This is a genomic window from Pseudomonas sp. NPDC087814, assembly GCF_044742865.1.
In the GTDB taxonomy this organism is placed as follows: Bacteria; Pseudomonadota; Gammaproteobacteria; order Pseudomonadales; family Pseudomonadaceae; genus Aquipseudomonas.
The window spans coordinates 45,875-61,214 of record NZ_JBIUVK010000021.1 but is presented as its reverse complement, the minus strand read 5'-3'; the positions used below and the strand labels follow the sequence as shown (position 1 = coordinate 61,214).

Annotated in this window: 10 protein-coding genes and 1 pseudogene; 9 read left to right on the top strand and 2 right to left on the bottom strand. The window is 63.0% G+C overall.

The window, feature by feature from the left end:
* Positions 1-64 precede the first annotated feature (64 nt).
* The 5 genes and pseudogenes from ACIOMR_RS17375 (at position 65) to ACIOMR_RS17355 (ending at position 5,872) form a co-directional block, all read left to right on the top strand.
* Positions 65-2,224: a DUF1631 domain-containing protein gene (locus ACIOMR_RS17375; protein WP_087694621.1), complete on the top strand. Its 2,160-nt coding sequence runs from the start codon at positions 65-67 to the stop codon at positions 2,222-2,224.
* A 61-nt stretch (positions 2,225-2,285) separates the two neighbouring features.
* Positions 2,286-2,849 (top strand): 1,6-anhydro-N-acetylmuramyl-L-alanine amidase AmpD, encoded by a 564-nt coding sequence (gene ampD / locus ACIOMR_RS17370; RefSeq protein WP_003215934.1) that lies wholly within the window; start codon positions 2,286-2,288, stop codon positions 2,847-2,849.
* A complete protein-coding gene (gene ampE / locus ACIOMR_RS17365; protein ID WP_003215936.1) occupies positions 2,846-3,682 on the top strand; it encodes a regulatory signaling modulator protein AmpE in 837 nt (278 codons plus the stop codon). The genes ampD and ampE overlap by 4 nt, the downstream gene beginning before the upstream one ends.
* 192 nt (positions 3,683-3,874) lie before the next feature.
* A pseudogene (locus ACIOMR_RS17360) lies at positions 3,875-4,966 on the top strand (methyl-accepting chemotaxis protein); the annotation flags it as partial.
* Positions 4,943-5,872, top strand: coding sequence for a methyl-accepting chemotaxis protein (locus ACIOMR_RS17355; RefSeq protein WP_371135982.1), 930 nt, complete (start codon positions 4,943-4,945; stop codon positions 5,870-5,872). The pseudogene ACIOMR_RS17360 and the gene ACIOMR_RS17355, both read left to right, overlap by 24 nt.
* A gap of 32 nt (positions 5,873-5,904) precedes the next feature.
* Here the strand turns inward: ACIOMR_RS17355 and ACIOMR_RS17350 are convergent, their stop codons facing one another.
* Both ACIOMR_RS17350 and cra read right to left on the bottom strand, forming a co-directional pair.
* The gene (locus ACIOMR_RS17350) at positions 5,905-6,681 is read right to left on the bottom strand and encodes a TatD family hydrolase (RefSeq protein ID WP_177067062.1); all 777 of its coding nucleotides are present in this window, start codon (positions 6,679-6,681) and stop codon (positions 5,905-5,907) included.
* Between the two features lie 5 nt (positions 6,682-6,686).
* Complete coding sequence (cra, locus tag ACIOMR_RS17345) at positions 6,687-7,682, bottom strand: catabolite repressor/activator (RefSeq protein WP_003215943.1); 996 nt, start codon at positions 7,680-7,682, stop codon at positions 6,687-6,689.
* A gap of 294 nt (positions 7,683-7,976) precedes the next feature.
* On the opposite strand from cra, the gene ptsP reads away from it, so the two are divergent.
* The 4 genes from ptsP to ACIOMR_RS17325 all read left to right on the top strand — a co-directional run bounded on the left by ptsP (position 7,977) and on the right by ACIOMR_RS17325 (position 15,208).
* Positions 7,977-10,835 (top strand): phosphoenolpyruvate--protein phosphotransferase, encoded by a 2,859-nt coding sequence (ptsP, locus tag ACIOMR_RS17340; RefSeq protein WP_401195435.1) that lies wholly within the window; start codon positions 7,977-7,979, stop codon positions 10,833-10,835.
* Positions 10,836-11,756, top strand: coding sequence for a 1-phosphofructokinase (gene pfkB / locus ACIOMR_RS17335; RefSeq protein WP_177040239.1), 921 nt, complete (start codon positions 10,836-10,838; stop codon positions 11,754-11,756). It abuts the gene before it with no gap.
* An 11-nt stretch (positions 11,757-11,767) separates the two neighbouring features.
* Positions 11,768-13,480 carry a PTS fructose-like transporter subunit IIB gene (locus ACIOMR_RS17330; protein ID WP_401195432.1) on the top strand — a complete coding sequence of 571 codons (1,713 nt, stop codon included), beginning with the start codon at positions 11,768-11,770 and terminating at the stop codon, positions 13,478-13,480.
* Between the two features lie 186 nt (positions 13,481-13,666).
* Positions 13,667-15,208, top strand: a complete 1,542-nt coding sequence (locus tag ACIOMR_RS17325) for an alkaline phosphatase (protein WP_087694616.1) — start codon at positions 13,667-13,669, stop codon at positions 15,206-15,208.
* Positions 15,209-15,340: the final 132 nt, after the last annotated feature.

The following is a 15,340-nucleotide window of genomic DNA, read 5'->3' as shown; positions in this document are numbered from 1 at the left end:
TGCTTCGCGCCGTTGCTGCACCGATCCTTCACACAATCGAATACCGCCGTTTCAGGAGGCCAGGATGCACAATGACGGGAAGGTGGTGCCGATCAATAAGGCACGGGCGACGCCATCGCCGCTCGCCCGCCTGCCGGTGGTGTTGCTCCAGGTCCGTGACAAGGCGGCGCAGCAACTCAGGCAGGGACTGCAGGAGCTGTTTGATAACGCCGACGACACCCTGTTCGAAATGGCCGACAAGACCCGCAGTAACGTCGACCACGGTATTTTCTTTGAAGCCATGCGCGACCTGCGCCTCAAGCGCAAGAATTTCGAGCGTGGCTTCATGGAGCAACTCTACGAAGCGTTTGCCAATCTTGGCAACGTGGAGCGCGGTGAGCTGCAACTGATTCCGGTGGTGTCCTACACCGCGGCGCCCGGGGTCTCGGGCGATGAGCTGGAAAAAGCCGTCGCGCTCGAGGCCATGCTGGGCAAGGTGCTGCGCCGTGACGGGCTCGCCCTTGGGCAATTGACAGCCCGGCTCAATGCCTTGCTCGACAAACGCCTGGATGATCGGGACAACCCCCTGGGCCCGGCAATGCTGTGCGCGTTTTTTCTGCAAGCAGGACGCAGCCTTGGCGTGGAAATCCGGGTCAAGCTGATCATTCTCAAGCTGTTTGAGAAATACGTGCTCAGTGACGCTGATCTGTTGTACGGCGAAGCCAATCAGTTGCTGATCGCCACCGGCGTATTGCCCGAACTCAAGGCCGTGCCATCGCGGCGCGCCGTCGCCACGGCCGAGTTGCCTGAAGACACCCCGCCGATTGCCGGCCACCCGGCAGACGACAGCGGCCAGGAAGTTTTCGCGGCGTTGCAGGAATTGCTGTCGGCAGTGCGCGGCAGCGTGGCACCCACGCTGGAAGCCAGCGCCGAGACCCAGCCCATCTCCACCCGTGACCTGCTGCGCCTGCTCTCCCATTTGCAGCAATATGTGCCTGAGCCTGAGGTCGAGGATGATTTCGACCTGCGCAACCAGCTTGAACAACTGCTGACCCGGGTCAGCGTCAAGAGCGGCAAGTCGCGGGTGGTGGAGGATGCGGACGAGGATGTGATCAACCTGATCGCCATGCTGTTCGAGTTCATCCTCAATGACGGTACGGTGCCCGAGTCCCTCAAGGCGCTGATCGCGCGCCTGCAGATTCCGATGCTGAAAGTGGCGGTGCTGGACAAGAGTTTTTTCAGCCGCACCAATCACCCGGCGCGACGCTTGCTCAATGAAATCGCTTCGGCGGCCATGGGCTGGAGCCAGCGCGACGATTATCAGCGCGACAGCCTGTACCTGCACATCGAGCAGGTGGTGCAGCGGTTGTTGAATGATTTTGTGGATGATCCGGCAATCTTTTCCCAGTTACTGACCGAGTTCACCGCGTTTACCCATGACGAGCGACGCCGCAGCGAATTGCTGGAGCAACGTACCCGCGATGCGGAAGAAGGGCGCGCCCGTACCGAAATCGCTCGTCAGCGTGTAGCCGAAGCCCTCAATCTGCGGTTGCTGGGCAAAGTACTGCCCGAGGTCGTGGTGCAGTTCCTGCAACAGGCCTGGAGCCAGGTGCTGTTGCTGGCGTGCCTGAAGCATGGCGAGCACTCGCCACAATGGCTGGCCGGGTTGCGCACCATGGACGAGTTGATCTGGAGTGTCGGCCTCAGCGAAGACACCGAAGCCGGCCGGCACCTGCTGGAGCAGTTGCCAGGCTTGCTGAAAGCCTTGCGCGATGGGTTGAGCGGCGCGGCATTCGATCCCTTCATTACCCGGGAATTTTTCACCCGCTTGCAAACCCTGCATGTCCAGTCGTTCCGGGGCAGTGCCGAGGAACAACCGTCGCTGTCGCAAGTCGAGGTGCGCGAGGCATTCGTCCTCAGTCCCGCGGCACCGGCCATCGAGGCGAGCCTGCCGGAAGATGATCCCGACCTGCTCAAGGTTCGCCAACTGCGGATCGGTTGCTGGGTGGAATTTCAGGAAGACGCCGAAAACACCCTGCGTTGCAAGCTGACGGCGATTATTGCGCCGGGCAATACCTGCATTTTCGTCAATCGAACCGGCCTCAAGGTATTGGAAAAAAATCCGCTTGAACTGGCCCTGGAGTTCAAGCGTGGCGCGGTGCGAACCCTGGATGATGCGCTGTTGTTCGACCGCGCCCTGGCTTCGGTGATTGGCAACCTGCGCCAACTTCATCGCGCCAAGTGATCGCAACCAGACAGCGGAACGCGGCATACTGAGTCACCCCAGCCTCGTTCAAGGAACCAGTATGCAGTTGGACCCCGCCAGCGGTTGGTGCCAGGGCATTCGCCATTGCCCCTCGCCCAACTTCAACGAGCGCCCCGGTGGCGAGATTTCCCTGTTGGTGGTGCACAACATCAGCCTGCCACCGGCGCAATTCGCCACCGGCAAGGTGCACGAGTTTTTCCAGAATCGCCTGGATGTCACGGAACATCCCTACTTTGAAGGTATTGCCGACCTACGGGTTTCTGCGCATTTTCTGATTGAGCGTGATGGCGCGGTGACGCAGTTTGTCTCGTGTCGGGACCGGGCCTGGCATGCCGGGGTATCGAGCTTCGAGGGGCGTGAGACGTGTAACGACTTTTCCCTGGGGATCGAGTTGGAGGGCACTGATGACCTGCCCTTCACCGATGCCCAGTATCAATCCCTGATCGCCCTGACGCGCCAGTTGCTGGCGGCGTACACGGGCATTACCCGCCAGCGCATTTGTGGCCATAGCGATATCGCCCCGGGACGCAAGACCGACCCCGGACCCGAATTTGATTGGGCGCGCTTTCGCAGCGCCTTGCAGGATGGAGGACACGCACAATGAGTTTTCTGGTGTTGGTGCTGGCGGTATGGATCGAGAAGTTCTCGGCCCTGCGTCACCGAATACAACGTGATGGCGGTTGGTTGCGGGAACTGGCCAAGCTGGAGTCGAGCGCCAGCCTGGGCAAGCAGCCGTGGCTGATCCTCACATTGCTGGTGCTGCTGCCGGTGGCCTTGCTTGCGTTGTTGTTGCTGGTGCTGGAGCCAGTGGCCTATGGCCTGTTGGCGCTGCCGGTGCACCTGCTGGTGGTGATCTACAGCCTGGGCCGTGGCGATCTCCTGGCCGGATTGGGCCCGTTCCGTGATGCCTGGCGCCGGGGTGACCTGCAAGCGGCCGAACATGTGGCCGAACGTGACTTGAGCATCAGCGCCGACAGTGGTGAACAGTTGCTGGAGCGGGTCCAGGGCCATCTGTTGTGGCAGGCCTACCAAAGCTTCTTCGCGGTGATTTTCTGGTACTTCCTCCTCGGGCCGGTGGCCGCCCTGGCCTACCGTCTGCTGGCGCTGGCGACCGAGAACAGCAAGAACCCGCTGGTGGCCGAGCGTGCCGGGCAGTTGCGCCATGCCTTCGACTGGTTGCCGGTACGTTTGCTGGCGGCGAGTTTTGCCTTGGTCGGCAACTTTGTGGCGGTCGGCCGGGTGATGCTGCATGAGCTGCTGAGCTGGGACATCAGTGCTGCGCAACTGGTGGAGAAGGTGGGCCTGGTGGCCGCGGAGATCCCGCCACCGGTGGTAGGCGCCGAGGGCATCAACAGCCTTGATCGTATCTGGGAGTTGCTGCTGCGTGCCGCCGTGCTGTGGTACGCCGGCTTTGCCATCTGGACCGTGCTGCCCTGATTTGCCTCCCTGTAGGAGCGGGCAAGCTCGCTCCTACCTCGTTAACCTTAAGTTACAAACCTCCTTTTCGAATTGAGCTATACAGACAGAGCGCCAAATAGTGGCTATCTGCCGCCGCCCTGCGCCCTCAATAAAAATAAAAGAAAAGGGAGTTCACCTGTGAAGAGCTTGCTCTATCCCGCCGTCGCGTTCATGAACCGCCTGACCTTCGGCATGAAGTTCAGCCTTATCAGCGTGCTGTTCCTGTTGCCGATGCTGGCCACCAACTACTACCTGGTGCGCGATTCCTGGCGTGAATTCCAGGGCACTCGCATCGAGCTGCAAAGCCTCGACCTGCTGGGCAGCAGCCTGGCCCTGCGCCGCGACCTGGAAACCCTGAACAACCAGGTACAGATCAACGCAACCCTCGGCCAATCAGGCAAAGCCGGTGATATCGAAAACAAAATCATCGCCCTCGAAGACAGCCTGCTGCAGCGCCTGCAAAGCTTCCACGCCCTGTCCGCCGACCCAGAACAGGCCGCCGCTTTCGAAGCCAAGCGCGATGAAATGATCGCCGCCTTCAAGGCCCAGCAACAGGAAACTTCACTGCTCAGCAAAAGCGCGCTGATCGGCAAACTCCTCAACAAGGCGCAGATGCTCAGCCAGATCATCGCCAGCCAGTCGGGTTTGAGCCGTGACCCCCAGGGCGACCTGCGCCAACTCAGTGAACTGATCACCAGCGTCACTCCGCAAGTCACCCAGACCCTGGGGGAAGGCCGGGCCATGGGGGCTTATTCGTTGGGCCAGGGTTTTCTCAATTCGTCGTCCAGCACTCGTTTTGACGAGCTGCTGCAGCAACTGGAAAAGCTCCAGGCGGAATACGGCCTGAAACTGCAGGATGCCCTCGGCTCCAGCAAGCCCGCCCACGCAGCGTTGGCGAGCCTGGCGGACGCGAGCAAGGCCAGCCTCAAGCAAGGCAGTGAGTTGTTCGAAGAGCAGGTCGTCATGGCCGAAACCCTCGACGCCCCATGGCAAGGCTTCTACGACGACGTCAGCACGTTGATGGCCAAGACCTATCAGCTCGACGAAGCCACCCTGACCTTTCTCGAGCAGCAACTGGAGCAACGCCTGTCAGAAAACCGCACGCACATGATCGGATTGGTGGCGGCACTGGCGTCGGTGTTTTTGCTGATCTTCTATTTGTATGCCGGTTTCTACGCCTCCACCCGCACCACCTTGCGCCGCCTGGGGGCGACGATGGACAAGGTGGCGGCCGGTGACATGACCGTCACCTTCATCGCCCACAGCCGCGACGAGCTGGGGGATTTGGGCCAGGTGTTCAACGCTACCGTGGCCAAGATCCATGACCTGATCGAGCGGGTAGGGCACACCGTCAACCAGGTCGAACACCAGGCCGGACAAGTGGAGTCAGTCTCGGCCAGCAGCAACCAGGCCGTGTCCGGCCAACGCAGCCAGATCGAGCAAGTGGCGACCGCCATGAACCAGATGTCATCCACTGCCCAGGAAGTGGCGCGCAGCGCGGCGGCGGCGGTCAGCAGCGCCCACAGCGTCAACGATGAAACCGTCAGCGGACGCGGCCTGGTGCAGTCCCAGCAAGGCAGTATCGCGGCGTTGGCTTCGGAGATCGATCAATCGGTACGGGTCATCAACCAATTGGCCATCGACAGCCAATCCATCAGTCGCGTGCTGGAAGTGATCAAGAGCATTGCCGAACAGACCAATCTGCTGGCGTTGAATGCCGCCATCGAGGCCGCGCGCGCCGGTGAGCAAGGACGCGGTTTCGCCGTGGTGGCCGATGAAGTGCGCACTTTGGCCCGGCGCACCCAGCACTCCACCGAAGAGATCGAGCAGATGATTGCCAAGCTCCACAGCGGTGTCGGCGCTGCGGTGAAGGCCATGGGCACCAGCCACGAGATGGCCAATGGCACGGTGGGGCAGTCGGAAAAAGTCCAGCAGGCTCTCGAAAACATCCTCGGCGCGGTAGGCATGATCGTCGACCAGAACCAGCAGATTGCCGCCGCCGTCGAACAGCAGACTGCCGTGGCCCATGACATCGATCAGAACATCGTCGAGATCAATCGCGCCGGTGAACATGCAGCGCAGGGCGCGCACCAGACTGAAGAGGCCAGCCGGCAATTGTCCTTGCAAGTGATCGAGCTGAAGCAGTTGATCGGGGCCTTTCGAGTGTGAGGCATGGCCAGGCATGCATCGGGGATGGGCCCCTACCAGTTGAACAGCTCGCAGGCATTGCGGGTGCTCGCCTCGGCCAGCGCTGAGGAACTGATGCCCATGCGCTCCGCCAGGGCGGCACAGATGTCTGGCAGGTGTTCGGGGCTGTTGCGCTGGCCGGGGTACATCACGGGGGCCATGTCCGGTGAGTCGGTTTCCAGCACCACGCTTTCCGGCGGCAGCCGGGCGATCACCTTGTGCATGCGCAGGGCTTGCGGCCACGTGGCCGCGCCGCCCAGGCCCAGTTTGAAGCCGAGCTTGATGTACTCGCGGGCCTCTTCCTGGCTGCCGGCAAACGCGTGGATGATTCCACCCCGTGGCAGCCGAATGCGCTTGAGGGTGGCGATCACGGCAGCGTGGCTGCGGCGCACATGCAGCAGCGCCGGCAGTTGGAAGTCCACCGCCAGCTTCAGTTGCGCTTCAAACAGGCTTTGCTGGCGTTCGCGATCCAGCTGTTCGAGGAAATAATCCAGGCCGATTTCGCCCACCGCGCACAGTTGCCGGTGGCCGTTCAGGCGGGTCAGCCAGTCGCCCAGCTCCGTTAGGTCGTCGGGGCGATGGTCGTCGAGATACACCGGGTGCAGGCCGAAGGCGGCGAATAAATCCGCGTCGGTTTGCACCAGGTCCCACAACCGTTGCCAGTTCTGCTGATAGACCCCGAGCACCACCATCCTGCGCACGCCCAGGCGGCGACTGCGGCTCAGGACTTCGCGGCGGTCCGTATCGAAGTCCGGAAAATCCAGATGGGTGTGGCTGTCGATCAGCTCCACACCGCTTACTCCGAGTGAATCCGTTGCTTGAACGTTCGGCCGATGGCATGCACGCCGGGTTCGTAGTGCTGTTCTTCAATGGCCGCCAGCGCCAGGCGCAGCGCGGTGTCGGCAATCAACTGATGCTGCTGGGCCATGGCATTCACCGGCAGCGGCAGGAAATCCAGCAGTTGGGTGTCGCCAAACGTCCCCAGTCGCAGTGGCCGGGATTTGAGCGGGAAGTCATGCAGCGCGTCAAACACCCCTTGCAGCAGGACGTAGGACGTAGTCACCAGTGCGTCAGGCAAATGCCCCAGGCTTTGCAGCAACTGCTCCATCAGCTGTCGGCCACAGTCGCGGCTGAACGACTCGCCTTGTTCGATCAGCACTTCGCCGCTGAAGTCTTTCAGCGCTTGCTTGAAACCGGCGGTACGTTCCTGGCTGATGCTCAGCTCTGGCCGCGCGCCGATCAACACGATCTGCTTGGGCAGCGGGTGCAGCAGGCTGCTGGTCAATTGCTGGCAGGCCTGGCGATCATCGCTGACCACCGAGCAAAACTGCGTAGACTCCATCACCCGGTCGATGGCGATCACCGGCAAACCCTTGGCTTGCAGTTCGCGGTAACTGTCGTCGGTGGCCGGCAGGCAGCTGGCGACAAACAGCGCATCGCAACGGCGGGCGCGGAACAGTTGCAGCAGTTGCCGCTCACTGTTGGCGTCGTCGTCGGAGCTGGCGATCAGCAATTGATAGCCGCGGGCGCGGGCGCCTTGTTCGAGCAGCTTGGCGATGCGTGCGTAACTGGGGTTTTCCAGGTCCGGCAGGATAAAACCCAGGGTACGGGTGTGCCGGCTGCGCAGCCCGGCGGCCTGGGGGTTGGGCGTAAAGCCATGTTCTTCAACCACGGCGCGCACCCGTTCGACGGTTGCGCTGCTGATCCGTTGCTGTTCGGCCTTGCCATTGATGACGTAGCTGGCGGTGGTCACAGACACACCGGCAATGCGCGCGATATCACTGAGTTTCAAACCGGGATTTCCTTGTTTTTTAGAGCTTGCCCCGACATTTTGTCCAATCGTAACCGATTACTGCAGGCGACCATTGTCGCAACTCAACAGCCGAGTGGCTCTTCAATCATGGGAAATTAACGCGTAATCTGCCATAAATTCTAGATTAAACGTTTCAGCAAGCGTATTTTTACGATTATCGCGACGAGTGTGGTCCTGCCAACTGACCACTCAGTCAATTTTATTCGAACGCTTTTGCACTGATTTATTCAAAATAATACCTAGTGCGCCCGCCGCACTAACTAGGAGAACGGCATGCTTGAGCTCACCCACGAGCAGATATCCATGGGCCAGACGGCTGTGGATAAGTCTGCTGCCTTGCAACTGCTCGCTGAAAAACTGGTGGCCGATGGCCTGGTCGCCGAGGGTTACCTCAGTGGCTTGCAAGCGCGTGAAGCCCAAGGCTCGACCTTTCTCGGCCAGGGTATCGCCATCCCCCACGGCACCCCCGAAACCCGCGACCAGGTGTTCGCCACCGGCGTGCGCCTGCTGCAATTTCCCGACGGCGTGGATTGGGGCGATGGCCAGATCGTCTACCTGGCGATCGGCATTGCCGCCAAATCCGACGAACACCTGCGCCTGCTGCAACTGCTGACCCGCGCCCTCGGCGAGACCGACCTGGGCCAGGCCCTGCGTCGCGCCAGTTCTGCCGAGGCCTTGCTGAAACTGCTGCAAGGTGCGCCGCAGGAGCTGGCGCTGGACGCACAGATGATTGGCCTGGGCGTGTCGGCTGATGATTTCGAAGAACTGGTGTGGAGAGGCGCGCGCCTGCTGCGCCAGGCCGATTGCGTGAGCAATGGCTTTGCCGCCGTGCTGCAACAAGTCGACGCGCTGCCCCTGGGCGATGGCCTGTGGTGGCTGCACAGCGAGCAGACGGTGAAGCGTCCCGGCCTGGCCTTCGTCACCCCGGACAAACCCATGCGTTACCTGGGCCAGCCCTTGAGCGGCCTGTTCTGCCTGGCCAGCCTCGGCGAGGCCCACCAGACCTTGCTCGAACGCCTGTGTGCCTTGCTGATCGAAGGCCGTGGCCAGGAACTCGGCCGCGCCACCAGCAGCCGCGCCGTATTGGAAGTGCTCGGCGGTGAACTGCCCGCCGACTGGCCAAGCGTGCGCATTGCCCTGGCCAACGCCCACGGGCTGCATGCGCGCCCGGCGAAGATCCTCGCGCAATTGGCGAAAAGTTTTGCCGGTGAAATCCGTGTGCGCATCGTCGATGGAGACGTCGGCGCGGTATCGGTAAAAAGCCTGAGCAAGTTGCTCAGCCTCGGTGCGCGTCGCGGCCAGGTACTGGAGTTTGTCGCCGAGCCAACCATTGCCGGTGACGCCTTGCCCGCCTTGCTGGCGGCAGTGGAAGACGGCCTCGGCGAAGAAGTCGAGCCGTTGTCGGCAGTCAGTGCCCAACAAGCCGTGGTCGAGATCGAACCGGTCATCAGCGCGCCAGTGTCCGGCAGCCTGATCCAGGCCATCGCCGCCGCCCCCGGCATTGCGATTGGCCCGGCGCATATCCAGGTGCTGCAACCTTTCGAATACCCGCTGCGCGGCGAGTCGCCGGTGATCGAGCGCCAGCGCCTGCACGCGGCATTGACCGACGTGCGCCGGGACATCCAGGGCCTGATCGAGCGCAGCAAGTCCAAGGCCATCCGCGAGATCTTCATCACCCACCAGGAGATGCTCGACGACCCGGAACTGACCGACGAAGTCGAGACGCGCCTCAAGCAGGGCGAAAGCGCCGAAGCCGCGTGGATGAGCGTGATCGAAGCCGCCGCCAAACAGCAGGAATCGTTGCAGGACGCCTTGCTCGCCGAGCGCGCCGCCGATCTGCGTGACATTGGCCGCCGTGTGCTGGCGCAACTGTGCGGCGTCGAAACCGCCCAGGAGCCCGACGAACCCTACATCCTGGTGATGGACGAAGTGGGTCCCTCGGACGTGGCGCGCCTGGACCCGGTGCGTGTCGCCGGCATCCTCACTGCCCGTGGCGGCGCCACCGCCCACAGCGCCATCGTCGCCCGTGCTTTGGGCATTCCCGCGCTGGTGGGTGCAGGCCCTGCTGTATTGCTGTTGGCTTCGGGCACGCCGTTGTTGCTGGATGGCCAGCGCGGTCGCCTGCATGTGGACGCCGACGCCGCCACCTTGCAGCGCGCCACCGTCGAACGCGACACCCGCGAACAACGTCTGCAAGCCGCCGCCGCGCAACGCCATGAACCGGCCCTGACCCGCGATGGCCATGCCGTCGAAGTATTCGCCAATATCGGCGAAAGCGCCGGGGTTGCCGGCGCGGTGGAGCAGGGCGCCGAAGGCATCGGCTTGCTGCGCACCGAACTGATTTTCATGGCCCACAAACAAGCGCCCGACGAAGCCACCCAGGAAGCCGAATACCGCCGCGTGCTCGACGGCCTCGGCGGTCGGCCGCTGGTGGTGCGCACCCTTGATGTGGGCGGTGACAAACCGCTGCCTTACTGGCCGATCGCCAAGGAAGAAAACCCCTTCCTCGGCGTGCGCGGCATTCGCCTGACCCTGCAACGCCCGCAGATCATGGAAGCGCAATTGCGCGCACTGTTGCGTTCGGCAGACAACCGTCCACTGCGCATCATGTTCCCCATGGTTGGCAGTGTTGACGAGTGGCGCCAGGCCCGGGACATGACCGAGCGCCTGCGCCTGGAAATCCCGGTGGCCGACCTGCAACTGGGGATCATGATCGAAGTGCCGTCGGCCGCGTTGCTGGCGCCGGTACTGGCCAAGGAAGTGGACTTCTTCAGCGTCGGCACCAACGACCTGACCCAGTACACCCTGGCCATCGACCGCGGCCACCCGACGCTGTCGGCCCAGGCGGATGGCCTGCACCCGGCGGTGTTGCAACTGATCGACATCACCGTGCGCGCCGCCCATGCCCATGGCAAATGGGTCGGCGTGTGCGGCGAGCTGGCAGCCGACCCTTTGGCAGTTCCGGTGCTGATCGGCCTGGGAGTGGATGAGCTGAGTGTGTCTGCGCGCAGCATCCCCGAGGTCAAGGCACGGGTGCGTGAATTCAGTCTGAGCGAGGCCCAGGGCCTGGCACAAAAAGCCCTGGCGGTGGGTTCTCCCGCCGAAGTGCGTGCGCTTGTGGAGGCCGTGTAAATGGCAAGGATTTTAAGCCTGACGCTGAACCCGGCGTTGGACCTGACGGTGCGCCTGGCGCGCCTGGAACCGGGCGAGGTCAATCGCAGCGAAGCGATGATCACCCACGCTGCCGGCAAGGGCGTGAACGTCGCGCAGGTGCTGGCGGACCTTGGTCATCAGGTGACCGTGGGCGGCTTTCTTGGAGAGGACAATCCCCAGGCATTCGAGATGCTGATTGCCCGTCGTGGTTTTACCGATGCGTTTATTCGCGTGCCGGGAGAAACCCGCAGCAATATCAAGATCGCCGAGCAGGATGGGCGGGTCACGGATGTCAATGCGCCGGGCCCGTTGGTCAGCGAGCAGGCGCAACACGCACTGCTTGAGCAACTGGCGCGGATTGCTCCGGGCTACGACGCCGTCGTCGTGGCCGGCAGCCTGCCACGCGGCATCACCCCTCAGTGGTTCCAGGGCCTGCTGCAGCAACTGAAAAACCTCGGCTTGAAAGTCGCCCTGGACACCAGCGGCGAAGCGCTGCGCGCCGGATTGAACGCCGGCCCGTGGTTGGTCAAACCCAATACCGAAGAACTGGCCGATGCCCTTGGTCATTCCACAGATGCCATCCGCCAACTGCATCGGCAAGGTGTTGAGCATGTGGTGGTCTCCGACGGTGCCGCGGGTGTGAGCTGGTACAGCCCGGAAACGGCGCTGCACGCCACGCCGCCCAAGGTAATCGTGGCCAGTACCGTAGGCGCCGGCGACTCGCTGCTGGCCGGGATGCTTCACGGTTTGCTCAGTGGCGATACGCCGGAGCAGACCCTGGGCCGCGCCACCGCCATTGCCGCGATGGCGGTCACGCAGATCGGCTTTGGCATCACCGACGAAGCGCAGCTTGAGACTTTGCAGAGCGGCGTCCACGTGCGGCCGCTGACAGAACAGTAAGAGGGTTGGTCATGAAGTTAGCCATTGTTACTGCCTGCCCGAACGGCATGGTCACCAGTGTGCTGTGCGCCCGCTTGCTGGATGCCGCCGCGCAACGCCAGGGCTGGAGCACCAGCGTCGAAGTGGTCGACGTGCAGCATCCGGAACGCCAATTGTCGGCGGCCACCCTTGAAGCCGCCGAGTGGGTATTGCTGGTCAGCAGCACGCCGGTGGACATGCAGCGTTTTGTCGGCAAACGCGTATTCCGCAGCACGCCGGCCCAGGCGTTGCAGGATGTGGACGCGGTGTTGCGTCGCGGAGCCGAGGAGGCCCAGGTGCGGGTAGCTGACGCGGCACCGGCGAAAAGCACGCCGCGTATCGTCGCGATCACCGCGTGCCCGACCGGCGTCGCCCACACCTTCATGGCTGCCGAAGCGTTGCAGCAAACCGCCAAGCGCCTCGGGTATGACTTGCAGGTGGAAACCCAGGGCTCCGTGGGCGCCCGCACGCCGCTGAGTCCCGAGGCGATTCGTGACGCCGACGTGGTGCTGCTCGCCGCCGACATCGAAGTCGCCACCGAGCGCTTTGCCGGCAAGAAAATCTATCGCTGCGGCACCGGGATCGCGCTCAAGCAATCCGAGGCGACCCTCAACAAGGCGCTGGCCGAAGGCAAGCAGGAATCCGCTGCCAGTGGTGCCGCTGCCAAACCGGAGAAGACCGGTGTCTACAAACACTTGCTCACCGGCGTGTCGTTCATGCTGCCGATGGTGGTGGCGGGCGGTCTGCTGATCGCCCTGTCATTCGTGTTCGGCATTCATGCCTTTGAAGAAAAAGGCACCCTGGCCGCCGCGCTGAAAACCGTCGGCGACCAGGCGTTCATGCTGATGGTGCCGCTGCTGGCGGGTTACATCGCCTACTCGATTGCCGACCGTCCTGGATTGGCCCCCGGCATGATCGGTGGCCTGCTGGCCAGCACCTTGGGCGCGGGGTTTATCGGCGGGATCTTCGCCGGCTTTCTCGCCGGCTACTGCGTCAAATTCATCAGCCGCGCGATCCGTTTGCCCCAGAGCCTGGAAGCCCTCAAGCCGATCCTGATCATCCCGTTGCTGGCGAGTCTGTTCACCGGCCTGGCGATGATTTACCTGGTAGGGCCGCCGGTGGCGAAGATGCTCACCGGCCTCACGGATTTCCTCAGCACCATGGGCACCACCAACGCCGTGCTGCTGGGCATCTTGCTGGGCGGCATGATGTGCGTCGATCTCGGTGGTCCGATCAACAAGGCAGCCTACGCGTTTTCCGTCGGCCTGCTGGCAGCACAAAGCGGTGCACCCATGGCCGCGACCATGGCTGCCGGCATGGTGCCGCCGATTGGCATGGGCATCGCCACCTTCCTGGCGCGGCGCAAGTTCGCCCAGACCGAGCGTGAAGCCGGCAAGGCCGCGCTGATCCTCGGCATGTGCTTTATCTCTGAAGGCGCGATTCCGTTTGCTGCCAAGGACCCGCTGCGGGTAATCCCGGCAAGCATCGCCGGCGGTGCGCTGACCGGTGCGCTGTCGATGTATTTCGGCTGCAAGCTGATGGCGCCCCATGGTGGATTGTTTGTGATGCTGATCCCGAATGCGATCAACCATGCGCTGCTGTACCTGCTGGCGATCGTGGGGGGCAGTTTGTTGACGGCCGTGGTGTATGCATTCCTCAAGCGCCCTGAGACCGTAGAGCTTTCTGTCGCACCCGCCCAGGCATGACGCGGTTCATGTAGGAGCTGGCTTGCCTGCGATGCAGGCACCTCGGTGTATCAACGCAACCGAGTTGAGGCTATCGCAGGCAAGCCAGCTCCCACATTTGACCTCCGTGAGCAATAAGGCCGGTGTCATAACTCGTTCATCCCGTCATGCTTAAGTTTCCCTTTTGCTGCTCGAGAGGGAACCCGCATGAGCCACTTCAATCTCGGCCGCCGCCGCGTGATGCAAGCCGTTGGCGCCGGCCTGTTGCTGCCGGGCCTCGCGCCTGCGGTGATCGCCTCGGTCAAGGATCGCCCGCAACTCACCGACGGCGTGCAGTCCGGCGACCTGCTGGGCGACCGCGCGATGATCTGGAGCCGCAGCGACCGCCCGGCCCGGATGGTGGTGGAGTGGGACACCCGCAGCGTATTCAGCAACCCGCGCAAATTCGTCTCGCCCCTGGCCGACAGCCGCACCGATTTCACCGCCCGTGTCGAACTCACCGGCCTGCCCGTCGACCAGGCGATCTTCTACCGTGTGCACTTTGAAGATGCCCAGACCGGCGTGGCCAGCGAGCCCTGGTTCGGTCACCTGCGCAGCGTGCCGCAGCAGCGCCGGGATATCCGCTTTGTGTGGAGCGGCGACACCGTCGGCCAGGGCTTCGGCATCAACCCGGACATCGGCGGCATGCGCATCTACGAAGCCATGCGCCTGCGCCTGCCGGACTTCTTCATTCACAGCGGCGACACCATCTACGCCGACGGCCCGGTGCCCGCGCAACTGACCACCGAGGACGGACGCATCTGGCGCAACATCACCACCGAAGCCAAAAGCAAAGTCGCTGAAACCCTGAATGAATACCGGGGCAACTACCGCTACAACCTGATGGACGAGAACGTACGTCGCTTCAACGCCGAAGTGCCGCAGATCTGGCAGTGGGACGACCACGAGGTGATCAACAACTGGTCGCCGAGCAAGCAACTGGATGAACGCTACAAGACTCGCGACATCAATACCCTGGTAGGCCGTGCGCGCCAGGCCTGGCTGGAATATTCACCGATGCGCCGGCAAAGCGCCGACCAGGGCGGGCGGATTTATCGCAAGCTCAGCTACGGCCCGTTGCTGGATGTGTTTGTGCTGGACATGCGCAGCTATCGCGGGCCGAACGATGACAACCTTGGCGGTGAAAAACCGTTCCTTGGGCGTGAGCAACTGGACTGGCTCAAGCGCGAATTGAAGGCCTCCCAGGCGCAGTGGAAGGTCATCGCCGCCGACATGCCTATTGGCCTGGGCGTGCCCGACGGTGAGGTCAGCCCCGGCGTGCCGCGTTGGGAAGCGATCGCCAACGGCGACCCGGGACCGGCCCAGGGGCGCGAGTTGGAAATTGCCGAATTGCTCGCGTTTCTGCGGGCGCAGCAGGTGCGTAATCACGTGTGGCTGACGGCGGATGTGCATTACTGCGCGGCCCATCATTACCATCCGGATCGGGCGGCGTTTCAGGATTTTGAGCCGTTCTGGGAGTTTGTCGCCGGGCCGTTGAATGCCGGGAGTTTCGGGCCTAATCCGCTGGATAAAACCTTTGGCCCGGAAGTGGTGTTCGAGAAGGCGCCGACGGTGCAGAACAGCTCGCCGTTTGCCGGGTTCCAGTTTTTTGGCGAGGTGCAGATTGACGGGCAGACGGCGGAGCTGACGGTGATTTTGCGGGACCTGGATGGGGTTTCAGTGTTTGAGCAGAAGCTGGCGCCAGTGTGATTGCAATGCAATCTACCTACTGAAGAAGAGCCAATGTGGGAGCGGGGGGGGGGGGGGGGGGGGGGGGGGGGGGGGGGGGGGGGGACCGGGGCGCGCGGGCGCCCCCCCCCCCCCCCCACCCCCCCCCACCCC